The 25,366-nt window shown below is 59.5% G+C and carries 29 protein-coding genes and 1 pseudogene; 17 read left to right on the top strand and 13 right to left on the bottom strand.

Translation table 11 applies throughout. The features are described 5' to 3' along the window. Position 1: 1 nt before the first annotated feature. Entirely contained in the window at positions 2-208 is a 207-nt protein-coding gene (locus ACA062_RS08160) for a DUF6021 family protein (protein ID WP_497455930.1), read from the bottom strand. Between the two features lie 130 nt (positions 209-338). Then, the gene (locus tag ACA062_RS08155) at positions 339-1,067 is read right to left on the bottom strand and encodes a peptidase C39 family protein (RefSeq protein ID WP_497455929.1); all 729 of its coding nucleotides are present in this window, start codon (positions 1,065-1,067) and stop codon (positions 339-341) included. A 167-nt stretch (positions 1,068-1,234) separates the two neighbouring features. Between ACA062_RS08155 and ACA062_RS08150 the strand changes: the two genes are divergently transcribed. Continuing rightward, a complete protein-coding gene (locus ACA062_RS08150; protein ID WP_497455928.1) occupies positions 1,235-1,405 on the top strand; it encodes a hypothetical protein in 171 nt (56 codons plus the stop codon). 81 nt (positions 1,406-1,486) lie between these two features. Here ACA062_RS08150 and ACA062_RS08145 read toward each other — a convergent pair whose 3' ends face one another. Then, positions 1,487-2,236 carry a TerC family protein gene (locus ACA062_RS08145; RefSeq protein WP_497455927.1) on the bottom strand — a complete coding sequence of 250 codons (750 nt, stop codon included), beginning with the start codon at positions 2,234-2,236 and terminating at the stop codon, positions 1,487-1,489. A 28-nt stretch (positions 2,237-2,264) separates the two neighbouring features. Then, the gene (locus tag ACA062_RS08140; RefSeq protein ID WP_497455926.1) at positions 2,265-2,507 is read right to left on the bottom strand and encodes a hypothetical protein; all 243 of its coding nucleotides are present in this window, start codon (positions 2,505-2,507) and stop codon (positions 2,265-2,267) included. Between the two features lie 289 nt (positions 2,508-2,796). On the opposite strand from ACA062_RS08140, the gene nhaR reads away from it, so the two are divergent. After that, positions 2,797-3,696: a transcriptional activator NhaR gene (gene nhaR / locus ACA062_RS08135; RefSeq protein WP_497455925.1), complete on the top strand. Its 900-nt coding sequence runs from the start codon at positions 2,797-2,799 to the stop codon at positions 3,694-3,696. A 4-nt stretch (positions 3,697-3,700) separates the two neighbouring features. Here nhaR and ACA062_RS08130 read toward each other — a convergent pair whose 3' ends face one another. Beyond that, positions 3,701-4,855: an MFS transporter gene (locus ACA062_RS08130; protein WP_128871014.1), complete on the bottom strand. Its 1,155-nt coding sequence runs from the start codon at positions 4,853-4,855 to the stop codon at positions 3,701-3,703. Between the two features lie 281 nt (positions 4,856-5,136). Between ACA062_RS08130 and sstT the strand changes: the two genes are divergently transcribed. Continuing rightward, positions 5,137-6,369, top strand: a complete 1,233-nt coding sequence (sstT, locus tag ACA062_RS08125; RefSeq protein WP_497455924.1) for a serine/threonine transporter SstT — start codon at positions 5,137-5,139, stop codon at positions 6,367-6,369. A 187-nt stretch (positions 6,370-6,556) separates the two neighbouring features. Here sstT and ACA062_RS08120 read toward each other — a convergent pair whose 3' ends face one another. Then, positions 6,557-7,066 carry a DUF1993 domain-containing protein gene (locus tag ACA062_RS08120; protein ID WP_150800307.1) on the bottom strand — a complete coding sequence of 170 codons (510 nt, stop codon included), beginning with the start codon at positions 7,064-7,066 and terminating at the stop codon, positions 6,557-6,559. Between the two features lie 139 nt (positions 7,067-7,205). Between ACA062_RS08120 and ACA062_RS08115 the strand changes: the two genes are divergently transcribed. Continuing rightward, complete coding sequence (locus ACA062_RS08115; protein WP_497455923.1) at positions 7,206-7,853, top strand: YceH family protein; 648 nt, start codon at positions 7,206-7,208, stop codon at positions 7,851-7,853. A gap of 258 nt (positions 7,854-8,111) precedes the next feature. Here the strand turns inward: ACA062_RS08115 and ACA062_RS08110 are convergent, their stop codons facing one another. Then, complete coding sequence (locus ACA062_RS08110; RefSeq protein ID WP_497455922.1) at positions 8,112-8,930, bottom strand: shikimate 5-dehydrogenase; 819 nt, start codon at positions 8,928-8,930, stop codon at positions 8,112-8,114. A 244-nt stretch (positions 8,931-9,174) separates the two neighbouring features. Between ACA062_RS08110 and ACA062_RS08105 the strand changes: the two genes are divergently transcribed. The 3 genes from ACA062_RS08105 to ACA062_RS08095 all read left to right on the top strand — a co-directional run bounded on the left by ACA062_RS08105 (position 9,175) and on the right by ACA062_RS08095 (position 10,430). After that, positions 9,175-9,549, top strand: coding sequence for a hypothetical protein (locus tag ACA062_RS08105; protein ID WP_497455921.1), 375 nt, complete (start codon positions 9,175-9,177; stop codon positions 9,547-9,549). Positions 9,550-9,952: 403 nt separating this feature from the next. Beyond that, the gene (locus tag ACA062_RS08100) at positions 9,953-10,147 is read left to right on the top strand and encodes a hypothetical protein (protein WP_003179723.1); all 195 of its coding nucleotides are present in this window, start codon (positions 9,953-9,955) and stop codon (positions 10,145-10,147) included. 100 nt (positions 10,148-10,247) lie between these two features. Continuing rightward, positions 10,248-10,430, top strand: a complete 183-nt coding sequence (locus ACA062_RS08095; protein WP_497455920.1) for a hypothetical protein — start codon at positions 10,248-10,250, stop codon at positions 10,428-10,430. On the opposite strand, the gene ACA062_RS08090 is transcribed toward ACA062_RS08095, so the two are convergent. Then, the gene (locus ACA062_RS08090) at positions 10,427-11,488 is read right to left on the bottom strand and encodes an AI-2E family transporter (protein WP_497455919.1); all 1,062 of its coding nucleotides are present in this window, start codon (positions 11,486-11,488) and stop codon (positions 10,427-10,429) included. The genes ACA062_RS08095 and ACA062_RS08090 overlap by 4 nt on opposite strands. A gap of 322 nt (positions 11,489-11,810) precedes the next feature. Next, positions 11,811-12,674, bottom strand: a complete 864-nt coding sequence (locus tag ACA062_RS08085) for a LysR substrate-binding domain-containing protein (protein ID WP_497455918.1) — start codon at positions 12,672-12,674, stop codon at positions 11,811-11,813. Positions 12,675-12,770: 96 nt separating this feature from the next. Between ACA062_RS08085 and ACA062_RS08080 the strand changes: the two genes are divergently transcribed. Continuing rightward, positions 12,771-13,682: a DMT family transporter gene (locus ACA062_RS08080; RefSeq protein ID WP_497455917.1), complete on the top strand. Its 912-nt coding sequence runs from the start codon at positions 12,771-12,773 to the stop codon at positions 13,680-13,682. A 184-nt stretch (positions 13,683-13,866) separates the two neighbouring features. On the opposite strand, the gene ACA062_RS08075 is transcribed toward ACA062_RS08080, so the two are convergent. Next, positions 13,867-14,097 carry a hypothetical protein gene (locus ACA062_RS08075; protein WP_497455916.1) on the bottom strand — a complete coding sequence of 77 codons (231 nt, stop codon included), beginning with the start codon at positions 14,095-14,097 and terminating at the stop codon, positions 13,867-13,869. 123 nt (positions 14,098-14,220) lie between these two features. Here ACA062_RS08075 and ACA062_RS08070 point away from each other — a divergent pair. From ACA062_RS08070 to ampC, 5 genes and pseudogenes are all read left to right on the top strand, one after another. Further along, positions 14,221-14,424 (top strand): annotated as a pseudogene (locus ACA062_RS08070) (enolase C-terminal domain-like protein); the annotation flags it as partial. Between the two features lie 172 nt (positions 14,425-14,596). After that, on the top strand, positions 14,597-17,158 hold the full coding sequence (locus ACA062_RS08065; protein WP_497457379.1) for a type VI secretion system Vgr family protein: 2,562 nt from the start codon (positions 14,597-14,599) through the stop codon (positions 17,156-17,158). Further along, positions 17,155-17,847, top strand: a complete 693-nt coding sequence (locus ACA062_RS08060; RefSeq protein ID WP_497455915.1) for a T6SS effector phospholipase Tle3 domain-containing protein — start codon at positions 17,155-17,157, stop codon at positions 17,845-17,847. The genes ACA062_RS08065 and ACA062_RS08060 overlap by 4 nt, the downstream gene beginning before the upstream one ends. 2 nt (positions 17,848-17,849) lie before the next feature. Further along, positions 17,850-18,119: a PAAR domain-containing protein gene (locus tag ACA062_RS08055; protein ID WP_497455914.1), complete on the top strand. Its 270-nt coding sequence runs from the start codon at positions 17,850-17,852 to the stop codon at positions 18,117-18,119. A gap of 172 nt (positions 18,120-18,291) precedes the next feature. Further along, entirely contained in the window at positions 18,292-19,446 is a 1,155-nt protein-coding gene (gene ampC, locus ACA062_RS08050) for a class C beta-lactamase (RefSeq protein ID WP_497455913.1), read from the top strand. Positions 19,447-19,678: 232 nt separating this feature from the next. Here ampC and ACA062_RS08045 read toward each other — a convergent pair whose 3' ends face one another. Continuing rightward, positions 19,679-20,038: a DUF6124 family protein gene (locus ACA062_RS08045; protein WP_497455912.1), complete on the bottom strand. Its 360-nt coding sequence runs from the start codon at positions 20,036-20,038 to the stop codon at positions 19,679-19,681. A 502-nt stretch (positions 20,039-20,540) separates the two neighbouring features. Here ACA062_RS08045 and ACA062_RS08040 point away from each other — a divergent pair. Both ACA062_RS08040 and ACA062_RS08035 read left to right on the top strand, forming a co-directional pair. Further along, a complete protein-coding gene (locus tag ACA062_RS08040) occupies positions 20,541-21,908 on the top strand; it encodes an AAA family ATPase (RefSeq protein WP_497455911.1) in 1,368 nt (455 codons plus the stop codon). Next, positions 21,901-22,536: an HNH endonuclease family protein gene (locus ACA062_RS08035; protein ID WP_497455910.1), complete on the top strand. Its 636-nt coding sequence runs from the start codon at positions 21,901-21,903 to the stop codon at positions 22,534-22,536. The genes ACA062_RS08040 and ACA062_RS08035 overlap by 8 nt, the downstream gene beginning before the upstream one ends. A 282-nt stretch (positions 22,537-22,818) precedes the next feature. Here ACA062_RS08035 and ACA062_RS08030 read toward each other — a convergent pair whose 3' ends face one another. Next, positions 22,819-23,376, bottom strand: coding sequence for a DUF4174 domain-containing protein (locus ACA062_RS08030; RefSeq protein WP_497455909.1), 558 nt, complete (start codon positions 23,374-23,376; stop codon positions 22,819-22,821). Positions 23,377-23,604: 228 nt separating this feature from the next. Here ACA062_RS08030 and ACA062_RS08025 point away from each other — a divergent pair, with 228 nt between their 5' ends. Continuing rightward, positions 23,605-24,072, top strand: coding sequence for a GNAT family N-acetyltransferase (locus tag ACA062_RS08025; RefSeq protein ID WP_497455908.1), 468 nt, complete (start codon positions 23,605-23,607; stop codon positions 24,070-24,072). A 45-nt stretch (positions 24,073-24,117) separates the two neighbouring features. Further along, positions 24,118-24,486: a VOC family protein gene (locus tag ACA062_RS08020; protein WP_497455907.1), complete on the top strand. Its 369-nt coding sequence runs from the start codon at positions 24,118-24,120 to the stop codon at positions 24,484-24,486. A 19-nt stretch (positions 24,487-24,505) separates the two neighbouring features. Here the strand turns inward: ACA062_RS08020 and ACA062_RS08015 are convergent, their stop codons facing one another. Further along, on the bottom strand, positions 24,506-25,291 hold the full coding sequence (locus ACA062_RS08015; RefSeq protein ID WP_150765817.1) for a sulfite exporter TauE/SafE family protein: 786 nt from the start codon (positions 25,289-25,291) through the stop codon (positions 24,506-24,508). Positions 25,292-25,366: the final 75 nt, after the last annotated feature.

Below are 25,366 nucleotides of genomic sequence, written 5' to 3'. Positions count from 1 at the left end.
GTCAGGGTTTCAGATCGGCGAGCGGATCGTAAGGCTTCGCCGGCGCCTTGTCGTCATCGCCCGGCTTCACGTCCCTGGGCGCCTTGGCCGGTCCGATGGGATCGACCTGTGGATCGGCGAGGTCCGGCGAATCGGGGTCGAAGTCCAGCTCATCGCCGGACGAATGCTCGGACGAGTGCGGGCCATCGGGGGTAGTGGAATGTGCCATTGGCGCCTCCTTGGATGGATCCTGAAGAAGAGTAGATCCTGAAGAAAAGGACCGGCCCGGAAAAGTCCGGGCCCTGTTATCTCAGAGGCCAATCGCGGGTGACAGTGCCCTGCAGATGACGAACGGAACGCTACTGCGCGGACAAGGCCTTCTTCGCCCGGGCAGCCGCCTGTTCCTGGCCTGCCTGGGCCAGATCGCTGGCCGCCTTCAGCCAGCGCTGTTGATCGACGTTGGCCGGAAGCTGGTCAGGTTTCTGGATCAGCACCGCCCACCCTCCGGCATCCTTGAACGCAGATTCAAATGAACTGAAGCTCATCAGCGTCCGGCGATTCATCCCGGCACGCAGCAGCACGGTCTGTTTCTGGCGGTTGTACCCGGCGAGAATGGCATAACGCGGTCCCGCCCAGAACGCCGAGCCTTCGGTGAATCGCACCATCACAGGATTTCCGGCCGCGACCTGGGCCAGCAGCGCAGGCAGGTTGGCGTCCAGGGGATAGACCACCATGCCGTACTCGCGGGCAAGGTTCAGCATGTTCTGCTGCAGCTGGGTTTCGGCACCTGGCAAATGCAGGGGCTTGTCGAGCAACCCCGGCGTAATCACGATGCCCTGCTGGGACAACAGGCTGGCAAGGACCTGGGGCCCACTCTGATTGTCCTGCCCACGGTAGAAAGTACCGCTGAGCTCGACCCGCTCCGGCAGCCGCTTGATTTCAGGCGCAACGCTTCCCGCACACCCCGCCAGACCTGCGACACTGCCAACCAGCACCGCCACAGAAAGAATTCGAGAAATTAACCGCACCATCATCACTCTCTTGTTCAGGCGCCAGGCGTACGTGCTCCCGGCTTGGCCGTCGATCATAGGACGCCAGGCGGCAGCGGTATAGCCTTGAACGGCAGTTGATCGCATTCGATAGTGCGAACTCGTTGATCACAGCCGACCTTTGGTCAATAGTCTGAAACACGGTAGCGGCTAGACTGTCATTTGAAGAGTGTTGAGCCCGCAGCAGGGGCAAGGAGGAGACACTGATGAGCCTGACAATGACCATAGTGATGCTGGTTGCCGGCTGGCTGGCGGTGGCGTCCGCCATGTTGTGGGGCGTCCTGCGCATTACCCGCCGGCACCATCACCCGCCCGTGCAACCGGCGCCGCCGGCCACCACCGATAAACCGGCCGGCCGCCCTGCCTCCGCGCACTGACTGGCGCTTTTTCAGTCGCACAAACCAAAAACGGCCGCCCGGATTCTTGCGAGTCCGGGCGGCCGTTTCGTTTAGTGCCGGTTACGCTTCAGTCGCGATCCGCTTCTGCTTCGCCCGCCGGGACATCATGTTCAGCCCCTCGATCGTTGCCGAGAACGCCATCGCCGCGTAGACGTAGCCTTTCGGTACGTGGGCGCCAAAGCCTTCGGCGATCAGGGTCATGCCGATCATGATCAAAAAGCCCAGGGCCAGCATCACCACGGTCGGGTTGTCGTTGATGAACTTGGCCAAGGGGTCAGCCGCCAGCAACATCACCAGTACCGACACCACCACTGCAATGATCATGATCGGCAAATGCTCGGTCATGCCGACTGCGGTGATGATGCTGTCGATGGAAAACACCATGTCCAGCATCAGGATCTGCCCGATTGCGGCAGCAAAGCCCAGGGTCACGGTCGAGGTCGCTGACTTCGGATCATCCGGCGCCGGGTCCATGCTGTGATGGATTTCGGTGGTCGCCTTCCACAACAGGAACAGGCCACCGGCAATCAGGATCATGTCTTTCCAGGAGAACGCGTGGCCGAGGAGGTCGATCACCGGCTCGGTCAACTGGACGATGAACGCGATGGTGCTCAACAGCGCCAGTCGCAGGATCAGCGCCATGCCGATACCGATGCGCCGCGCCTTCTGCCGATGCTGCTCGGGCAGTTTGTTGGTCAGGATCGAGATGAAGATCAGGTTATCGATGCCGAGCACGATTTCCATCACGATCAACGTGGCCAGGGCGACCCAGGCGGTGGGGCTTACAGCAAGTTCTAAAAGGTATTCCATGGGTCAGTCCTGACTCGTTTAAGACGGTTTAGATTTCCTGTGACGAAGACTCGGTGTTCCGTTTGTCTTCGCCCGATGGTTCTTTCTTGCTGATCAGCCCGCCGGTGGCGTCGCTTATCGCTTGTTCGGCGGCTTTGTGCGTATCGTCGATCGCTTGTTTCGCGCTTTCGGCCGCCTTACCCATCAGTTGCTGAGCGCTTTTCTCGGCCTGGTCGCAACCGGCCAGTACCAGTAAAGACGTGATCAGCAGCGCCGTGGTTTTAAGCTTCATGATGTTTCCTCGATAGAACAGACAGAGCCGACAAGGCCTCCCGTCGATAGCGGAGCATTCTAAGGAGACAAACACTTCAGGAAAATTCGTATTTTTGGCTGCTATACTTCGGTTTTTACGAAGCCAGAAAAAAATCCCGCATAAATGTGTGTGTGCACTTGTAGGAGCAAGCTTGCTCGCGACGGTCGTTAACGATGACGCGTGCTTACTGGTTAAACGCGGTGCCCGGTAGTCCATCGCGAGCAAGCTCGCTCCTACAGGGGTTGTGTGATCAGGGGAAATAAACAGAATGTTGAATTACCGACAGCTGCATTACTTCTGGGTGGTGGCCAAGACCGGCAGCATCGTGCGCGCCTGCGAGCAGTTGAACCTGACACCGCAGACCATCAGCGGGCAGATCTCCCTGCTCGAGCAAACCTATGGCATCGAGTTGTTTCGCCGGGTTGGCCGCCAGCTTGAGCTGACGGAGGCCGGGCGCCAGGCCCTGCCCTACGCCGAGCAGATGTTCCAGCTGGGCGGTGAGCTGGAATTGATGCTGCGGGCGCAACCCAACGAGCAGCAGATTCTGTTTCGGGTCGGCGTGGCGGACGTGGTGCCCAAGTCCATCGTCTATCGGCTGATCGCGCCGACCATGGAGTTGAGCGAGCCGCTGCGCATCACCTGCCGCGAAGACAAGCTCGAACGCTTGCTCGCCGACCTGGCGATCCAGCGCCTGGACCTGGTGATCTCCGACAGCCCGATGCCCTCGCACCTGGACATCAAGGGCTACAGCCAGAAGCTCGGCGAATGCGGGATCAGCTTCTTTGCCACCCCTGCACTGGCCGCGCAGTATGGCCAGGACTTTCCGCGCAGCCTGCACGGTGCACCACTGCTGATTCCCGGGCCGGAAACCGTGGTGCGCAGTCGCTTGCAGCGCTGGTTTGCCGAGCAACAGATCCAGCCACGCATTGTCGGCGAGTTCGACGACAGCGCCTTGATGCAGGCGTTCGGTCAATCCGGCAGCGGGATTTTCATCGGTCCGAGCGTGATTGCCGACGAGGTGCAACGCCAATACGGTGTGGAGTTGATTGGCCAGACCCACGCGGTCACCGAGTCGTTCTACGCCATTTCCGTGGAGCGCAAGGTCAAGCACCCCGGCATTGTCGCCATTACCGAAGGTGCCCGACGCGAACTGTTCACCGAGTTGTGACGCGTCAGGCGCAGACTTCGCGGGGTTTGAAGGTCATCAGCGCCATGGCCAACAGGATCGAGACCAGGATGAAAGCGGCCGCCGCAAAACCCAGGCCTTGCAAACCCACGCTGTCGATCACCCGGCCACCGACCATGGCGCCCAGGCCGATCCCGAGGTTGGCCCCGGCAATGTTCAGCGACGCGGCAAAAGCCGGCGCCTCGGGTGCCGCCTTCATCAAGCGCACGTGGCTGACCAGGAACAAGGCCGCCTGGGTCACGCCCCAGATCCCCATCGCCGCCGCCAGGCCCAGTGGCGAGTGAATGTTCGGCACCAACGCCACCATGCCGGCAATCATGAACGCGCAGAACGTTACCGAAGCGATCAGCGGGTGACGATCCACCGCGCGGCCACCCAGCGAGTTGCCGATCAGCCCCACCGCGCCGAAGCCCATCAGGCACCAGCCGACCACCGTGCCGTTGAAGCCGGCCAGGCGCTCAAGGATGTCCGCCAGGTAGGTGTAGACGGTGAACATGCCGCTGAACACCAGGATCGACAGCAGCACATGCCCGATCATCAGCGGGCTGCGCAGGATCTTGAACTGCGAGCGAAAGCTCACTTGATGCTGATGCAGGTTGGTTGACGGCAGGTAGATGAACAGCAGCAGCGCCTTGGCAAACGCGATCACCGCCAGAATGCCGAAGGCACTGCGCCAACCGAACGCGTCGGAGATCAGCGTGCCCACCGGAATACCGAACACCGTGGCGCAGACAATCCCGAAACCGATCTTGGCAATGGCGCGACCGGCGAAGTCCGGTCCGACGATGTCCACCGCCGTCTCGCTGGCCAGGGCCCAGTACACCGGCAACCCGAGCGCGGGAATCAGGCGGGCGATGGCCATCACCCAGATGTTCGGGGCGAACGCCGCCAGGGTGTTGGCCAGGCCGAACATGATCAACACCGAAATGAACAGCTTGCGGCGCTCGAACCTGGCGAAGTACGCGGTCAGGAACGGCCCGAAGGCGGCGACGGTAAAGGCGAACAAGGTCACCAGCAAACCCGCTTGCGGGATGCTGACGTCAAGGTCGCGGGCGATCGCCGGCAACAGGCCGACGATGACGAATTCCGTGGTCAGCACCGTGAAACCGGCGGCGGACAACAGAAGGATGGGCAACAGCATGCACAACTCCAGAAAACGACGACACCAGCGAAAGCCCGAAGGCCCGCTGGCAGAACATGAAAATGAGGATGGGCAATCTTAACAGAGTGTTTCCAGACGCGGTTGCACGAACCTGCCTTTCTCGTCCGACACGCGGGCGGCAGATCGTCACAGGCCTGAAGGATCAGGACGACGCTGTGATAAAGTCCGCGCCCTGCGATACGTACACCCTGCTCATCTGCCAGCGATTGGCATTGATGTCGCGACACCCCCGCACCCAATAAAATCAGAGATGCCGTTTTATGACCGCTTCATCCCCTTCGCTATTGCATCGTTTGAAACGCTTGAGCCTGGTCACGCAAATCATCATTGGCCTGATCGCCGGGATTGTCCTGGCGCTGGTCGCGCCCGACGTGGCTAAGTCCACCGCGTTCATCGGCAAAGTCTTCGTCGCGGCCCTGAAAGCCGTCGCACCGATCCTGGTGTTCGTGCTGGTCATGGCGTCGATCGCCAACCATAAGCACGGCCAGGAAACCCACATCCGGCCGATTCTGTTTCTGTACCTGTTGGGCACCTTTGCCGCCGCGGTGGTCGCGGTCGTTGCCAGCATGATGTTCCCGTCGAGCCTGGTGCTGTCCACTCACGACGTCGCGGTGAGCGCCCCGGGCGGCATCAGCGAAGTGCTGCAAAGCCTGTTGCTGAGCGTGGTCGATAACCCGGTCAGCGCCCTGATGAACGCCAACTTCATCGGCATCCTGGCCTGGGCGATCGGCATGGGCGTTGCCATTCGCCATGCCGGTGACACCACTCGCGAGGTACTCGGTGATTTGTCCAACGGCGTGACCCTGATCGTGCGCCTGGTGATTCGCTTCGCGCCGCTGGGGATTTTTGGCCTGGTGGCCTCGACCCTTGCCACGTCCGGCTTCGGTGCCCTGCTCGGCTACCTGCATCTGCTGGCCGTGCTGCTGGGCTGCATGCTGTTCGTGGCGCTGGTGATGAACCCGCTGATCGTGTTCTGGAAACTGCGTCGCAACCCGTATCCGCTGGTGTTGATGTGCCTGCGGGAAAGCGGCATCACCGCGTTTTTCACCCGCAGTTCGGCGGCGAACATTCCGGTCAACCTGGAATTGAGCAAGCGCCTGGGCCTGCATGAAGACACGTACTCGGTCTCGATCCCGCTGGGCGCCACCATCAACATGGCGGGCGCCGCGATCACCATTACCGTGCTGACCCTGGCGGCCGTGCATACCCTGGGCATTGCGGTCGATATTCCGACGGCCATCCTGCTGAGCGTGGTCGCGGCGATCTGTGCCTGTGGCGCTTCGGGCGTCGCCGGGGGGTCGTTGCTGCTGATTCCACTGGCGTGCAGTTTGTTCGGCATCCCGAGTGAAATCGCGATGCAGGTGGTGGCGGTCGGTTTCATCATCGGGGTGTTGCAGGATTCGGCGGAGACCGCGCTGAACTCGTCTACCGATGTGCTGTTCACGGCGGCGGCGTGTTTGGGTGAAGAACAGAAAGCACAACGCCTGGCATAACACCGCCCCCCTGTGGGAGCGAGCTTGCTCGCGATGGCGGCGTTACATACAAGATAAATGTCGACTGATACACCGCTATCGCGAGCAAGCTCGCTCCCACAGGATCGGTGGTGAAGCTGAACAATACGCACCTATTAAAAAGCCCCCGCAGCTTGAGGCTGCGGGGGCTTTTTATTGCCCGGGCGGTTTAGAACGCGCCCATGTAATCACGCTTGCCCACTTCCACACCGTTGTGACGCAACAAGGCGTAGGTGGTGGTGACGTGGAAGAAGAATTGCGGCAGACCGTAGCTCAGCAGGTAAGCCTGGCCACTGAAGCGCTTCTCTTTAGGCGTGCCTGGACGGGTAACGATCTCGATGCCTTCCTTGCCGGCGATCTGCTCCGGCTTGATCTCGCCGATGTAGGCCAGGACCTTGGCGATCAGCGCTTGCAGTTCGGCGAAGGTGGTTTCGGTGTCGTCGTACTTCGGCACTTCGATCTCGGCCAGGCGCGAGGAAACGCCTTTGGCGAAATCGACGGCGATCTGCACCTGGCGTACCAGCGGGAACATGTCCGGGTACAGACGGGCTTGCAGCAACGCGTTCGGATCGATGTTTTTTGCGGTGGCGTGGGCTTCGGCCTTGTTCAGCACATCGCTCAGGGCGTTGAGCATTTGCTTGAATACCGGAACGGAAGCGTCGTAGAGGGAAATGGTCATGGCAGTCTCGTGTTGTGACAGGAGGTAAATGTGGGCCGATTATAGCCATGCGCGACGCGCCTGCGACTTGTCTTTTATCCAGCAAGGATTACGCTAGGCCGCTTCGACTGCATGCTTCGACTGCCTAGGGAAAAGCGCGATGAGCACTGAGCAAGAAACCGTTATCGACGAGCCACGCCTCAACAGCACGGAAATCCGCATTCTGGGTTCGCTGATCGAGAAACAGGCCACCAGCCCGGAAACCTATCCGCTGACCCTCAATGCCCTGGTGATCGCCTGCAACCAGAAAACCAGCCGCGAGCCGGTGATGAACCTCACCCAGGGCCAGGTCGGCCAGAGCCTGCGCGCCCTTGAAGGCCGCGGTTTTACCAGGCTGGTGATGGGCAGCCGGGCCGATCGCTGGGAGCACAAGGTCGACAAGGCGCTGGAACTGGTGCCGGCCCAGGTCATCCTGACCGGCTTGCTGTTCCTGCGCGGCCCGCAAACGGTCAATGAACTGCTGACCCGCAGCGGCCGCATGCATGAATTCGAAGACACCGAGCAGGTGGTGCATCAGCTTGAACGCTTGATTGCCCGCGGTCTGGCGCTGCTGATTCCGCGCCAGGCCGGGCAGCGTGAAGACCGCTACATGCATGCGCTGGGGGACCCGGCGGATATCGAGGTGATTCTGGCGGCGCGGAGTAATCCAGTTGAGCGAGGTGCCGGCAGTGGTGTGTCTGTCGAGCGAATCGAAGAGCTGGAAGCGCGGATTGCCGCACTCGAAGAGCGCCTGGCACGCCTCGAATAATCCATATTCTCCTCTGTCGGAGTTTTATGGGGGTGGGCAAGTCTTTGCTTGTGGCAGGCAGTGTAGGCAGGGAAATTTGCGGCAACTGGCTGAGTATGACTGGAGACCGAGTCGCGGCCATCGCGGGCAAGCCCGCTCCCACAGGTCTTGCGTCGGTCACGATGGGTGCGTACGCCAAAGATCCCTGTGGGAGCGGCGGTGCGGCGATCCGACTTGCCCGCGATGAGGCCGGCACAGCCAACAAATCACCCAAAATGCTCAGCTGCGGGCAAACTCCACCGCTTTCTTGAATTGCTCATCCGTCGGCCGCACGCCGGTGTACAACACAAACTGTTCCAGCGCCTGGATCGCAATCACCTCCAGCCCGGTCATCACTCGCTTGCCTTCGGCACGACCGCGCACGATCAGCGGGGTTTCCGAGGGGATCGCCACCACATCGAAGACGGTCTCGGCAGCGGCAATGGCGTCGGCGTCGAACGCCAGTTGATCGGCTTCCGGACCGCCGGTCATGCCGATCGGCGTGACATTGATCAGCATCTGCGGGCGCCGCGCGCCGAGTTCAGCTTGCCATTCATAGCCCAGCGATTCGGCCAAGGCACGCCCGGCCCGTTCGTTACGGGCGACGATCAGGCCGTGCTTGTAACCGCCATCACGCAAGGCACTGGCCACGGCCTTGGCCATGCCACCGCTGCCGCGCAGGGCGAAGGTCGACGCCGTGGGCACCTGGTGGGTTTCCAGCAACTGAGCGATGGCGATGTAGTCGGTGTTGTAGGCCTTGAGATGGCCATGGGTGTTGACGATGGTGTTGATCGATTGAATAGCCGCGGCCGACGCGTCCAGCTCATCGACCAGCGCAATGCAGGCCTCCTTGAACGGCATCGACACGCCGCAGCCACGAATTCCCAGGGCGCGAATGCCAGCGACGGCACCTGGCAGGTCCTGACTGCTGAAGGCCTTGTAATAGAAATTCAGGCCCAGTTGTTCGTACAGATGATTGTGGAATCGCAGGCCAAAGTTTCCAGGGCGCCCGGAGAGGGACATGCACAGCTGGGTGTCTTTGTTGGGGTTCATCTGCATGTGAATCTCCTTCAATAGCACTATCGGATGGACGGGATTAGCCATTCCACCCGGTCTGATCGATCATATTCGCGTACCTGCCGGTGACAGCGTACGACGCTAAGAAAGCCGGTACAGACCTTACACAAAATTTACCCACCGGCTGTGCTGATTTGCAAAAAAACGCTGTCTTAGAAGTATCCCCGCGACAATCCCTGGGTCTATCGCAGAGCCAGGCGCCGGGTCGAAGAACCGAGGAATTATCATGATCCGTAAAATCCCCATAGTGGCCTTGCTGATCGGTGCTTTTGCTATCACAGGGCAGGCAGAGGCTGGCGGCGGTCACGGCGGTCACGGTTGGGAAGGACCGGCGGTATTCGGTGCGATCGTCGGCTCGGCCATCGTCGGTTCGGCCATCATCAACAGCAACCGGCCGGTCTATGTGCAGCAGCCGGTGTACGTTCAGCCACAACCGGTGTACGTGCAACAACCGCCTCCGGTTTATTACCAGCCGGCACCGGTCTACGTACAGCAACCGGTCTATTACGCTCCGCCACCGGTCTACTACGGCCCGCCCCGTGGGTACTACGTCCAACCGCGCGGGTATTATGGCCATCCCCACGGTTATGGCCGCTGGTAATGTAGAAACGAGCTTGCTCCAGGCGGCGTTCCGACGATGGGCTCAAGAACGCCGCGCTCTTGTAGGAGCAAGCTTGCTCGCGATGGGCGTTAACGATACCGCGTGCTTACTGGCTAACCGCGGTGCTCTTGCGCCCATCGTCGGAACGCCGCCCGGAGCAAGCTTGCTCCTACAAGCAAGCGGCAATGCGCCCGACAGCGGGGCTTTTTTGTTGCCGTTTGTCGGTGCAGGTCTGAATAAATCGCCTCAAGGTCGCTGTCGGGACAGTTTGCGGTTCAAGTTGGCAAGATTGACTCGCCGCCCTTCCCCCCTCCTGGGGAAAACGGTCATATTTATGTCATGTCAGGTCCGCACGCTTGGATCTGTTCAAAAACAACAGGTTGATAATAACAAGGACGACCTCATGCCCACGCAAAATCCGCACCGCATCGTCGGCTTGTGCACTTCGAGCAAGGTGTACAACGCACTGACCGAACTCAAGCACCTGGAAGGCCATCGCAGCGCCAAGTTTCTCTCGCTGCTGGCGGAAAACCTGGTACGCAAAGGCCTGCTCAACGAGCAGGAAGTGGTCCACATGCTTGATCTGGTGGTCGACTGAGCCCAAGACTCATTAGCGTCAATGACGACTATCGAAAGCGTTGATTGTTCGTTCAAGCGCCGGGTCCGTAAGGTAGCTCCATAGATTGATGGAGGTACTTATGTCCCAGGTTCAGATCATGTCCGTTATCGGCAGCGCCGTTCCCGCACCGCTCAGAGCGCTTGGATTGCTTGCCTGTTGGTACCTGGTGCAGGACGGCGAAGCGATCAGTGGTCCGCTGACCTCGTTGCCGGACGCCCAGGCACTGTCGCAACAAATCGGCCAGGGTCAGCTCAGCGCTTAAGGCAGCTGCACCCGCGGCTTGGTTTCGATGAAGATGGCCCAGCTCGACATGAACAGTGCGGCGATCAGCGGCCCGATGACAAAGCCATTCAAGCCGAAGATCGCCAAACCACCAAGGGTCGAGATCAGAATCAGGTAATCCGGCATCTTCGTGTCCTTGCCCACCAGAATGGGTCGCAGCACGTTATCCACCAGGCCGATCACAAAAACCCCGAACAACCCCAGCACCACGCCCTGCCAGATCGCTCCGGTGAACAGGAAAAACGCCGCCACCGGCGCCCAGACGATCCCCGCCCCCACCGCTGGCAACAGCGACAGAAACGCCATCAGCACCGCCCACAGCAACGCGCTCGGAATATCCAGAAACCAGAAAATCAAACCGCCCAATGCCCCTTGCGTAACTGCCACCAGCAGGTTGCCTTTGACTGTTGCCCGCACCACGCGGTTGAACTTGAGTTGCAAACGCCGTTTCTGGTGCTCCTGCAGCGGTACGGCAGAACGAACTTTACGTGCCAGTTCGGCGCCGTCGCGCAAAAAAAAGAACAGCAGGTAGAGCATGATGAAAAAACTCACCAGAAACTCGAACGTGCCCTGACCGAAACTGAAGGCCTGTGTGGCGATAAACTCATTGCCTGTTACCGCACTCTTGATGATTTTCTCTCGCAGACCGTCCAACTCGCCGACCCCGAACCGATCGAGCAAGTGCTGGAAGTACGGCGGCAGGCTGTGTTTGAAATGCGTCACATACCCGGCGATGTCCAGTTCGCCGCTTTCGATTCTCTGGTAAACCGAGGCCCCTTCTTGCACCAGCAGGAAACCGAGGATGATCACCGGCAGAATCGCGATCACCAGGCAGATGCCCAGGGTGAGCAGCGCCGTCAGGTTGCGTTGCCAGCCGAACTTCGCTTGCAGTCGGCGCTGCAGGGGTGCGAAGAGGATGCCGAGGATGACGGCCCAGAACACCGCACCGTAGAACGGCAGCAAGATCCAGATGAAAGCGACGGTGACCAGTCCCAACAGGATCACCAGTGATTTGTTTTGCAGTGTCTGTTCGTTCATGTCCGATCCATGTCAGTCAGCAGGGAAGCAATGTCGCGTCCTGATGCTTAGTCCGCCACGGTTCGCGCGAGTGCCATCCGTTTGTTCATCAAGCATAGATCCAGATCAATGAAGCCTGCGGGTATGCGGATTACCCTCGCGGACTTTTGCGGTCGACACGCCAATGAACCTTCCCCCGACGCTCCCAACCCCGGAACTGCTCGTGACAAAACCTGTGGGAGCGGGCTTGCCCGCGATGAGTCCTTCACATTTAACATCTATGCTGGCTGATACACCGCCATCGTCGGAACGCCGCCCGGGGCAAGCCCGCTCCCACAGAAATTCAGGCGAACTCCTCGCGCAACATCGCCACAAACGCCTCTCGCGCCGGGTGAACCCCGGCGTTTTCATGCCAGTAGAACAGGTTGTCGATGGCCGTCAGGTCGGGGAATTCGTAGCCGGCGCAACCGGCGCCTTTGGCGAACTGATCGAAAACCCCTTTAGGCACCAGCGCCACACCGGCCCCGGCGCTGACGCAGCCGACGATCGCGCCGTAACTGGCCAGGCTGACAATCGGCAACGCCTGCCCCTGCCGCAACAACCAATGCTCCAGTGCCGCCCGGTAAGGGCAGCCCTGTGGCCACATGAACACGGTTTTGTCCTGTAAATCGGCGATATCACGTACCGGCCCCAGGGACGTCGAGGCAATCAACAGCAGCTCCTCGCGGTACATCGGCGTGCGCTTGAGTTGCGAGCGTTCGACATCTACCGCGACTATCGCGCCGTCGAGCCGATGGTTGAAGGTGTCGTCGAGCAGCTGGCTCCAGGGGCCGGTGGTCAGTTCCAGCGCCACCTTCGGGAAACGCTTGTGGAACTTGGCCAGCAAGCGCGGCAAGCGACCGGTGGCCGAGGACTCGATGGCGCCGATGCGCAACGGTCCGGACGGCTCCGCGGCGGGATCGAGCGCCCGTTTGGCCTCAGCCGCGAGCGCGAGCATCTTCGCGGCATAGGCGAGGAAGGTCTGCCCCGACGGACTGATTCGCAAGCCTCGGCCCTCGCGCAGGAACAGCGCGACACCCAGCTCCGCTTCCAGCGCCTTGATCCGCGCCGTGATATTCGACGGCACGCAATGCAGCAACTCGGCGGCGCGGGCAATGCTGCCGACGTCGGCGACGGTCTTGAACATGCGAATCTGCGCCAGCTCCATACATCACCCAAAGTGAACAGTTGACGCAGTATAAGTCAGTTGTGGCGAATGGTACGAATTCTGATACTCGGTGCACAGGCCCACAGGTATCCGACCATGCAAGCGCTCACAGCCGTCTCCCCCTCCCCCGTCAAGATCGTGCTGGCGATGGCGTTTGTCGTCGCCTGCTGGGGGTATTCGCCGACCGGTATTCACCTCGGTTTGCAAGCTTATGATCCCGGCCATCTGGCGTTGCTGCGGTTTCTGCTGGCCTCGGCATTCATGGGCGTCGTCGCGCTGATCCGCGGCATCCGCCTGCCAAGCCTTGGCGATCTGCCGCTGCTGGTGGCCCTGGGTTTCTTTGCGGTCAGCCTGCATCACGTCGCGTTGAATTTCGGCCAGCAGGGCGTCAGCGCCGGAGCGTCCAGTGTGTTGGCGCAATCGACGCCCTTGTTCAGCACGCTGCTGGCGCGCTTCGTGTTCAAGGACCGGGTGAGTGCCTGGCGCTGGGGCTGTGTCATCCTGGGTTTGCTCGGCGTGGTGATTGTGGTGGCTGGCGATCACGGGCTGGGCAGCATTGATGGCCACGGCTTGCTGATTCTGCTGGCGGCGCTGTCCTGGAGCTTTTACTTTGCGTTGCAGAAGCAGCATGCCCGGCGCTACGACGGCTTGACGCTGGTGTGCTACACGGTTTGGTTCGGGACGCTGTTGTTGTTGGTTTATTTGCCGGGGTTGGCGAGCGAGGTGATTGCTGCGCCGGTGGATGTGCAATGGGCGGTGATCGGCTTGGGCGTGTTTCCGAGCGCTCTGGCGTACCTGGCCTGGGCGTATGTGTTGGCTCATGTGGATTTGAGCCGGGCGACGATGACGTTGTATCTGATTCCACCTACGGCCATGGGGATTGCGTCTTTTGCGTTGGCGGAGCAGCCCACGTTGATGGTGTTCGTTGGTTCGGCGATTGTGCTGATCAGTGTGCTGGCGTTGAATCTGGAGCGGCGGGTGGTGGTGATTCAGGGAGCCAGTGTCTGATCGTTTATTTGCGGTGATGCGTCTGGCGCCTTCGCTGGCAAGCCAGCTCCCACAGGTTTTGTGTGGATCAGGTCATTTTTGATCGACTCGAGGCCTGTGGGAGCTGGCTTGCCTGCGATGAACGATGACGCGGTTGACCTGCCCTGCCACTCTCAAAAAACCCGGCGCACCGGCCGGGTTCTGTTTATCGCCTGTCATCGGACAGCGGTGTTGGCTCATCTGCCGGAGGCACGTCTTCATCCGCCGTCGGGTCCATCCAGTCTTCTGGTCGATCAGCGTCTGCGCCGGCCGGGTCCAGGGCCGGGTCCATGCCGGGTGGTGCATCCTGATCCAGGCTCGGCTCATCGGTACCGGACAGGGGTCTGGTCGGGTCGGTAGTGGGTGTTCCACCCTGGAACGTTGATTCGTTAGCCATGACGCACCTCACAGGTGAGGTCCAGCAAATCTGGGCCGTACTGGTTGGAAGCAAGGCCAGGGATGAGGTGCTATCGAGTAGACCAACGGTTACCCGCGATCCGCCAGAAACCGGTCGCGACTGGGCTCGGTCCGCGTGGCGCAGATGTGCCACGAATGGGGCCTGACCTGGGGCTCGCATTCCAACAACCACTTCGATATTTCCCTGGCGATGTTCACCCATGTTGCGGCGGCCGCGCCGGGTGCGATCACCGCCATCGACACCCACTGGATCTGGCAGGACGGCCAGCGCCTGACCAAGCCCCCGCTGCATATCCCCTGTGTGCAACAGCACGCGACAGCGATGTATCAGTCGCTATCGCTGCTCATTTTGTTAAAACAGGAAGCGTCCTACATACAAGCTATTTCATAAGCGTCTTAATTCCCGTGTTTGTATTTCGCCGTGAGCACAACGTGCACCGCTCATGGATCGAACACCGGTTGCTTATGCCGTAGGACACTTGTTAATGGAACTGACAACATTATTTGCGCCACAGAACCGACGCTTGATCAAGCTGACCACCCCGGCCAACGGTCAGCAGGAACTGCTACTGGAGCGATTTTCCGGGACTGAAGGATTGTCGACGCTGTTCAGTTTCGAGTTGTCGCTGATCAGTCAGGATGCGCGACTGGAACTCAAGTCCCTGATAGGGCAACCCGCGTTGCTGGAGATTGAACTGGCGACCGGTGGGGCCCGTTATATTCATGGCTATATCAGCCGTTTCAGCCTGCAAGGCAGTGACGGTGGGCTGGCGCGCTACTCGGCAACATTAAGTCCCTGGCTGTGGATGCTGTCGCGCCGTTCAGACTCGCGGATATTTCAAGAGCAAACGATCGAAGACATCATTCGTACGGTGTTTGCCCGCTATGAAGCGCTGCCCAGTTTCGAGTTCCGGCTGGACCCGCCGCTCAAGTCCCACAGCTACATCACGCAATACCGCGAGAACGATCTGGATTTCGTCTTGCGCCTGCTGGAAGGCGAAGGATTGTTCTTCTACTTCGATCACGCGAAGGAAGGACATCGGCTGATCATCACCGACCATTCCCGCAACCTCGAGCCGTTACCGCAGCAACCGCAGATCCGCTACCACAGTGCTTCGGTCACCGAGACCGCCGACTCCATCACTCAATGGAGCAGCAACCGGGTCTTGCAGTCAGGTCGTATGGCCATACAGACATTCGACTACCGGCAACCGCGAAATCCACTGCCGGTCAGCATGCCCAGCCTCAACGTCCAGGGTGAGGTCCCGCCTTACGAAATATACGACTTTCCCGGTCATTACAGCCACGCGATCCCCGCGGATGGCGAGACGCTGGTGCGTCATCGACTGGAAGCCATGGAAGTACAGGGCAAGACGTTTCAGGGCAGCAGCAACTGTCGCGCCATGCTGCCGGGTTACACCTTCGAGTTGACCCAGCACTTCGATCACGATCGTGACCCCATTGCAGATCGCCATTTCCTGTTGCTGAGCGTCGAGCACCATGGCAGTAACAACTATCTATCGAATCAACCGGCAGGCTACGACAATAGCTTCGTGTGCGTGCGCCATAAAATCCCGTATCGCCCTGTAATCATCACACCTCGCCCGACAATTTCGGGACCACTCACCGCCATCGTGGTGGGTCCTGAAGGAGAGGAAGTCTTCACCGATGCGCTGGCGCGGGTACAAGTACGCTTCCATTGGCAGCGCGGGCAAGATCCCGCACCCGGCACCACCTGGCTCAGGGTCGCCATGCCCAGCGCCGGTGCCGGTTTTGGTCATCAGTTTTTGCCGCGCATCGGTCAGGAGGTCCTGGTGACTTTCCTCGGGGGCGACATCGACCGTCCCCTTGTCACTTCGGTACTCTACAACGCTGACCATTTACCGCCGCGCTTCAGTAACGCCACGGGTCTACCGGGTAATCGAACGCTCTCGGGCATCCAGACCCAGGAACACAAAGGCAACGGCTTCAACGAACTGCTTTTCGACGATACACCCGGTGCATTGCGCGCCCGCCTGGGCACGACCCATCACGCCACCGCGCTGAACCTCGGCAAACTCACCACGCCCAGAACTGATGGACAAGCCCGGCCCCGTGGCAATGGCGCCGAACTGCGCACCGACGCGGCCATCGCTCTGCGAGCGGCCCAAGGCATGTTATTGACCACCTATGCCCGTCACGGTGCGCAGGATTCGCAGTTGGACCGCGAAGAATTGCTCAAGCTGCTGAGCGAGTGCGGCGAACTGTTCCAGTCGCTCGGCCAGACCGCCGCCGCCCGTGGCAGCCAACAGGTCGATAGCCAAGGCATCGAAACGCTGCGCCAGTCATTGAGTCAATGGCCTGCACCCGAGAGCAACCGTTCGGGCGACCCACTGCTCGCCGTGGCGGCCGAGGCGGGCATCGCCAGCGCAACACCGCGCTCACAAGTGCACTACGCCGGTGAGAACCACGACACCACGGCTCAGGACCACCTGCAATTGACCAGCGGTGCGGCCATGCGATTGAACGCGGGCAAAGGGATTTCAGCCTTTGCCCAAGATGAAGGCATCAGCGCCATCGCCAATCGCGGCAAGGTGCTCGTGCAAGCCCAGGAAGATGACATTGCGCTCAACGCGCAAAAGAACCTGCACCTGTCGGCCACCGAAGGTGAAGTGATCGTGACGGCCCCCACCATTCGCTTGGTGGCCGACGACGGCAGCTACATCAAGATTGGTGGCGGCATCGAGATCGGCACCCAGGACAAGGTCATGGTGCATGCCAGCGACCATGACTGGGTCGGACCGAAAAGCGACAGCGTTTCCATACCTTCTTTCAGTCGTGATCCAGCGGCGCAACGTCTGGCCTTTCACTATCCGGGCCATGCGCACGAGAGCCCCCGAATGGCAGCGGACCACGCGTATCAGATCGAGCTTGGAGATGGCAGCGTGGTGCAAGGTTCAACGGATGCGAGCGGTTTGACGCAGAGGGTGGAACGCGAGGTGATGCATCAAGCCCGGGTGAAGGCCAAGCGAAAAACCGGCCCGGCGGGAGATAGTCAATGAGCGAGTCGAGCTTTCACACAGTGGCGCAGAGCACCACCCGTTTGATACCGAACTGCACCACCGAGCGCAAGCTGGAAGTCCCTGGCGACCTGCCTGGGGTGGTGATTTTCCTGCACGGTGTCAATGATCCGGGGGGATCGTATGAGTCGGTGGAGACGGGGTTGTGTCAGGGGGTGAATGAGCGGTTGGATCGGCCGGATCTCAGGGCTGGGCGGTATGGAGCTTATTTCAATGCGGCCAAAGCGGTACCGCATGAGCAGCGAGAGGATGCACTCCAGGCCAAGGCTCTTCAAGCGGGCTGGCAACAAGCCTTGGAAACCCTGCCCGAAGGCCACAAACCAGTGCGCGTGTTCTACGACAGCACTGACAACATCAATGGCGAAATCGCCCTGACCAACGCGCTGCACGGCCTCAACATTGACGGCACCGGTATCGAGCTGGGCAATGTCGACGAGGGCTACGACATCGGTCGGCGCCTGGGCAATACCGGCGTCAGTGGCGCCCTGGTTGAAATCAACCTCGCCACGATTGCCAGCTACCAGGAAGGGGGTGTCAGCGCAGTGGTCTATGCCGGCAAGGATGGCAGCACCACGGTGCAAATGGTCCGTCCGCCTGACGAAGCCCGCAAAGCGAAAAACCAGCAGACCCATGGCGTCGACCCCTTCCGATTTCGTATGCCGGGGCGATAACCATGACCCATCCCATCTGTCTGGGCGATTCCACCAGCAGCGGCGGCACCGTCGTCTCTTGCCAACTCGCGGACACCCAAACCCTCAACGGAAAAACCCCCGCGGTGCTGGGCGACAAGGCCACCTGCCCGCTTCATCTGGGCGAGTTCGCTTTCGTCGAGGGGCATCCGCGCAGGCGCATGAATGGCATCCCTGTGTTCCTGCAAGGTCATCGCCTTGCCTGTGGCTGCCATGGGGTGGCGAGTCATGCGCAGAAGGTTCGGGGGACCTGATGCTCCGCATTTTCATTCAACGCGAGCCCGCGTTCGACAAACCGACCAGCAGCTTCTCGACGCGAGAGATCGATCGCTTGATCTCGATCATCGGGCGCCTGCGGCCCGGATTCAAACGCCGCTCGGCGTGTAGCGGTTAATATCATTGAAACTCATGGAGAGTGGCTCAGTCATGCCTAAATACAATCTGAACAAATTCGCGTCCTACAGCGCTTTCGTACTTTTCCTCGGCGCCGGTCACTGCGTAGCAGACGAGCGTATGGAATCCATCGTCAACGCCGCCATCAAACCGGTGATGCAGCAACAGCAGATCCCCGGCGTCGCGGTCGCCATCACCGTCAACGGCCAGGCGCATTACTTCAACTACGGAGTGGCCTCGAAGGAAAACGGCAAGGCTGTCACCAAAGACACCCTGTTCGAGATCGGTTCGGTGAGCAAGACCTTCACTGCCACCCTCGCCGCCTACGCCCAGGCGACAGGCAAACTGTCCCTGTCAGACAAGGCCAGCAACGTCCTGCCAGAGCTGCGCGGCAGTGCGTTCGATCACATCAGCATATTGCAACTGGGCACCTACAGCGCTGGCGGCCTGCCGCTGCAATTCCCCGACGAGGCCGATGCGCCGGACAAAATGCTCGGCTATTTCAAGCAGTGGAAGCCGACCTATACCGCTGGCAGCCATCGCCAGTATTCGAACCCGAGCCTGGGGCTGTTTGGCTATCTGGCGGCCAAAAGCCTGGGCGCGCCGTTTGATGAGGTGATGGAAAAAACCCTGCTGCCGAAACTCGGGTTGAAGCACACCTTCCTCAAGGTGCCGCAGGATCAGATGGGGCTTTATGCCCAGGGGTACAACAAGGAAGACAAGCCGGTGCGGGTCGGGCCGGGGGCGCTGGATTCAGAGGCGTATGGGGTGAAGACCAGTGCGGCGGATCTGCTTCGTTATGTTCAACTGAACATGAAACCGGCAGGGCTTGAAGCGCCGCTGCAACGGGCAATCGCCACCACGCACACGGGGTATTACCAAGTCGGTGAGATGACCCAGGGATTGGGCTGGGAGCTCTACCACTATCCGGTCACGCTTGATCAGTTGCTCGCCGGTAACTCGACGCAGATGGCGATGGAAGCTCACGAAGTCCGGTGGCTGAATCCGCCGCAACCACAAACGGACGCTGTGCTGGTTAACAAAACCGGCTCAACGGGCGGCTTCGGTGCCTACGTCGCGTACGTGCCCTCGAAGGCTATCGGCATCGTGATCCTGGCCAACAAAAACTATCCGAATGCTGAGCGGGTGAAAGTGGCGCATAGGGTATTGAGCGCACTGAGCAAATAAACCGAAACCACTCACCTGTGGCGAGGGAGCTTGCTCCCGCTGGGCTGCGAAGCGGCCCCCAATCGGCAACTGCATCCCGTCAGATACTGCTCGGTAGCAGGTTTTGCGACTGCTTCGCAGCCGAGCGGGACGATGTGGCGTTCCGACAAGCTCCCTCGCCACAGGGTTCAGTGGTAGTCATCAAAATGGGCGACCCCTTGAGGTCGCCCATTTTCATGGGTGCGCCTGTTGACTAAACAGCCGGCGCGCCTTCGGGTGGATCGATATTGTCCAGTGCCCTGTTCACCAATAACTCGCCCACAACGGCCAACTGCTGAATCGACAGCGCCACGTTGCGGTTGGAGCTTTCCAGTTTGCAGGCCAGGTCCGTGACGAGGACGTTCAGCGACGCGAGGGTTTCGCAGGCGTGGCACAGCAGGGTTGCCGTGTCGACGCCGGGGACGATGGTGAAGATATGGCTGACCGGGTCGGCGTGGTTGGGGTTGCGCAGACGAGCGCTGATAGCGGGTTCGGTGATGTCGGAAAGTGGAACGGGGTCGAGGGGATCTGAATTGGTTGGGGATTCAGGGGGATTGGGACTTACTTTTTTCATAGGAGAAGATCCATTGAGGGTTGTTGAGAAAACTACCCATCTCACTTCCACATGAGGGTGGCAGCTGTACGCAGGTGTGGAAGACCAGGCCAACCCACCAATACCCGGTGCACTCGAAAGTGCTCCCGCGCACAGCCGCCATAACGCGGCAATGTTGACATAAAAATGTCGACATGCGCTCTACGGGCATTGGTAGATGACTTTTACCACCGGACTTCCACATCCGACCGCTGATTTTGCAGCGGCTGGAGAAGGTTATCGGCGCGATCCACAGAGCACCAGTTCATGGCGTGCGCCACGGTTTGCAGGAAATGTCCGACGCAGTTGAAGGCCTTTGCTCTGGCTCATTTTCATGGGCATACACTGCAACTACTTTTTATTGTTAACCGTTGTGATGTGACTGAAACCGTTGTATCTAAACGGCATCGGATCAATCCGTGGTCGGGAATGACATAATGCGCGCTCAAGCCTTCAAACCGACTGACCCCCAAAGGGCGATGTAATGGAAATTTTCAGTTTCAAGCTCAAGGATGTCGGTCGGTTCACCGATTTGACCGTTCACTTAGCCCCCACAGCCAAACATCCCACAAATGTGACGGTATTGGTGGGGAACAACGGTGCCGGGAAAACTACCCTATTAAAATCACTGGCCACGTCACTGAGCTGGTTGGTGGCCAGGATTCGTACCGAGAAAGGTAATGGCAGCCACTTAACAAATGAGGACATTCGAAACGGCGCTTCCGTCGCATTAATTTTGATTGCCGTAGTAGACGCCTCATTGGCACGTTCAAATTTTCCCGAGGGTGATCAAAAAAATCACGTGTTCTCATGGGCCATTGCTCGCGGCAGGCAAGGGCGAAAGACCGCTGTCCATAGCGAGTTGGTAGATGCTAGCCGTCTGGCTGATCATTACCGGAGCGAACTGACCGCGTCTGATAAAGCCTCGCTCCCCTTGATCGCCTACTACCCGGTAGAGCGTTCGGTCTTGGAAATCCCGCTAAAAATCCGCACCAAACACACCTTCGACCAACTGGACGGCTACGACAATTCACTGAATCGCGGCGTCGATTTCCGGCGTTTTTTTGAATGGTTTCGCGAACGCGAAGACAGCGAAAATGAAACCGGTGTGTCCGACACTGCGCTGGCCGAAATTTCCGAAAAGTTCGGCAAGGACAGTGACATCTGGAAAACCCTTTCCCAACTGAAAGCCTCATCCCGTGATCGCCAGTTGACCGCGGTTCGCTCCGCTATCGCTGCATTCATGCCTGGCTTCAGCAACCTGAGAGTGCAGCGCAAACCGCGCCTGCACATGGCGATAGACAAAGACGGTGTAACGCTCAACGTCTCCCAGCTCTCGCAGGGTGAAAAGTCCATGATGGCCTTGGTTGGCGACATCGCTCGCCGATTGGCGATGATGAACCAGTCTTTGGACAATCCGTTAGAAGGTGACGGGATCGTACTGATTGATGAAGTCGATTTGCACCTGCACCCCAAATGGCAGCGCAGTTTGATTCGACAGTTGAGCGAGACCTTCCCCAATTGCCAGTTTGTGCTGACAACCCATTCGCCGCTGGTCATCAGCGACGCAAAAGATGTGTTGGTTTACGTGCTGGACGATGGGGAACTACAGGAACGCAATGGCCTTTATGGACTGGATGCCAATCAGGTTCTGCTGGAAGTGATGGACACCGACATCCGCAACAGCGAAGTGCAGCAGCGCTTGAATCGATTGCTGGAGCGATTGCAGGACGGTGATCTGGATGCAGCGAAGAACCTTTTTTCCGAGCTTTCAGTTGAGCTCCCAGAGGGGCATCTGGAGCTGGCGAAGGCAGCACTGTTGATCCGCAAGCTGGAGTTGCGCCGTGCGTAAGATCGACAAAGGCATTGAGCCGCAATCGCTGACTCGCTGGAAGCGCTCGAACAACGCGCTACGTTACCGGGACTTACCACGGGAAGAGAGTCGGTCCATTCGTTCATCGTGTATCTCGGAACAATACGGTTTATGTGCGTATTGCTGTCAGTCCATCACGATTGATGACGCCCATAATGAACATCTTGAAGCCCAGGATCGTGCGCCGAATCGGACGTTGGATTTTTCCAACATCGTCGCCAGTTGCCAGCGCCCCAATCAATGTGGTCACGGTCGCGGTACACGACATTTGCCACTCACGCCGTTGATGACCGAATGCGAAACCGAACTGAAGTTCTACTTGTCCGGACTGGTAACGGGACAAACCGAACGGGCCAGGGTTGCTATTGAGGCATTGAATCTGGGTCATACCGAAGAAAGTAATAGAGGCCTTGTCGGTAAACGCAAGGCGTTGGTCGATGCACTCATTTATAGCCAGTGCGTGCCTCCCGAAGACTTGCAGTTTGAAGATGAAGAGTTCCTGGGTTTGCTCCGGGAGGATCTGAAAACACCGGATGCAGCGCAATGTCTGCAGCCTTTTTCACCCGTCCTGGTCAACGTAATCAGCAATTTTCTGGCCCAACCGTAGGAGCGGCGGTGCGACGATTCGATTGCCCGCGAAGGCAATTGATCATTCAACATCGCTGCTGACTGATACGCCGCTTTCGCCGGCAAGCCGGTCTCGCTCCCACAGGGGATCTTCAGCGCCAGATCGGGGTGAACGCCAGCGATCAACATGTGGGAGCGAGCTTGCTCGCGATGGTCTCGAGGACGATGCGTTCATTTAGCAAAAACGCGTTATCGTTAACGTCCATCGCGAGCAAGCTCGCTCCCACAGGGAATTCATTTGCCATGAAGGTTCTGCGCGGATTCAATCGTCCGGCATTTCAGGCGGCTTGGCGGGCTTGGCGGGCTTGGTCGGTTTGGCCGGTTTTGTTGCCTTGGCGCCCTTGGCCGGGGCGGCTTCGGTCACCGGCGGTGGCGTCGGCACAGTGGCTTCTTTCTCGGTCGCCGGCAATTCGTCGATGGTCTTGAAGATCGCCTGCAGGTCGACCGCATCCGACTGTTCCAGTTTCTTTTCGCCGTCCTTGCCGACCAGAATCACCTTGGTCTTCGCGCCAGCCCCCAACTTGAGCGAGCGGATCAATGCCGCCGTGTCTTGTGGCCCCAGGTCTTTGCCCTCGCGCTGGCCCATCAGATTGAGCACGGTGTACAGGACCATGTTGCGGTCGGTGAAGCCCGTGCGGTTGGCCGGCTCATCCAGTGCCTTTTTCAGGCTGACCCACGTGGGATCGACCGTACTCGGAGCGATGACGATCAATGGCCGGGCCCTGCCCTTGTCCATGTCCAGCGGTGAGTCGCCATCGGCGGCGAACAAGGGACCGGCGAAAGCCAGCAGGGTAGCCAGGGTCAATGACCTGATGAGCATGCGCATCTCCTTTTGATATCCACGCTCTAATGATTGCGCATCGCGGCGTTCGTTCCGGGGACGCTTCGCAATTATGTTTCGCCCTGACCCTAGCTTAGGTCAGGGCAGTCATTGCGCAACAGATCATTGAGGATCGAACGTGGATTTGATCAGCTGTTCCGAGCGCTTTATTGTGGTTCACCATTGCGACGACTGAATCGTCTGCCGGCAAAGGAGCTTCAATACAACATGGAAATCGACTACCTCTGCAACCACCCCGCCCTGATCCCGGAATTGGCCGAGCTGAATTTCAAGGAATGGGGTCAATTCAAACCCGGCGACACCCTCAAGGCAAGAACCGAACGTATGCGCGCTGCATGCGGCAAAGGTACCGTGCCCACCGTGCTGGTAGCACTCGATGGTACGCAACTGCTCGGCGGAGCCCTGCTGATCGAGAGCGATCTGGCCTCGCGGCCCGAACTGACTCCCTGGCTGGCAGGCGTTTACGTCAAGGCCGGGCATCGTGGTCGGGGCATCGCCTCCGGGCTGGTGTCGCGTATCGTCGAGGAGGCGGCGGCACTCGCAATCCCCAGGCTCTTTCTATACACCGACTCGGCCCAGTCGCTTTACGCCAGACTGGGCTGGGAGATTGTGGAGCAACTGGACGACGACGGGCTCGAGGTCACCCTGATGGCACGCGATACGTCGAAGGTTTAAAGCAACAGTGCTTAACTCATGGGAGAGACCCAGGAGACTCCTCCCATGAGCGCTCAGCTGAACCACACCATCGCCTGGTGCCGCGACAAGCAGACGTCGGCCCATTATCTGGCAGACATCCTCGGCCTGCCCGCTCCTGAACCCTTCGGCCCGATGTTGATCGTCAAACTCGACAACGGCGTGTCGCTGGACTTCTACAACAACGACCCGCCGATCGCCTCCCAGCACTATGCGTTTTTGCTCGGTGACGAGGATTTCGATGCAGCCTTCGCCCGCCTGCAAGCGCGAAAGCAATCCTGGTGGGCCGATCCCGGCAAGCAGCGGCCGAACGAGATCAATGACTACGGCGGTGGCCGACGGGTTTACTTCGACGATCCCGACGGGCACTTGCTGGAGATTTTCACCCGTGAGTGATGGAGGCTTGTCGCGAACATCAGAACGCCAGTTTGTAGCCGATCAGCACCAGCATCGTGGCCAGGCAAGGACGCAGCACTTCATCGGAGATGCGGCCGGTCAGATGACTGCCCAGGTAAATTCCCGGCAGCGAACCGACCAGCAAGTAGCCCAACACGTGCCAATCCATGTTGCCCATGCTCGCGTGACCGAGGCCTGCGACCAGGGTCAGCGGTACGGCATGGGCGATTTCCGTGCCCACCAGGCGGCGGGTCGGCAGCAGCGGATAAAGAATGAACAGCGCCACGGTTCCCAGGGCGCCAGCACCGATGGAGGTCAGGGCGACCATGGTGCCGAGCACCAGGCCAGTCAGCACGGTCAGCCCGTTGAGGCGTGGGCCACTGGGGTTGTAGTTGCCGCCCGCCCGTTTGTGCGCGAAATCGAGCAAGCGTTTCTTGAAGAAAATCGCCAGCGCGGTGGCAAACAGGACAAAGCCCAAGGCCTGTTTGATCACGGCGTTCATGGCATCGGGGGAGGTCTGCAGGGTGCTCAGGAACCACAGCGTCATCAGCACCGCCGGCACACTGCCGAGGGTCAGCCAGCCGGTGATTGACCAATTGATGTTGTTGTTCTTTTTATGAACCAGAACGCCGCTGGATTTGGTGATGGCCGCGTACAGAAGATCCGTGCCCACCGCCGTCGCCGGATTGACACCGAACCACAGCAGGATCGGCGTCATCAATGAACCGCCGCCCACGCCGGTCATGCCGACGATGAAACCCACCACTAAACCTGCGACCACCAACCCGAAGTTAACGAATTCCATTAACACGCCCACAAAAATCGCATGAAAAAACTGGCCCGCAGCATAGCGATTTTTCTTATAACCACTTATATCGAT

It is taken from the genome of Pseudomonas sp. LBUM1679, assembly GCF_059695565.1.
This window is presented reverse-complemented; position numbering and strand designations above follow the sequence as displayed.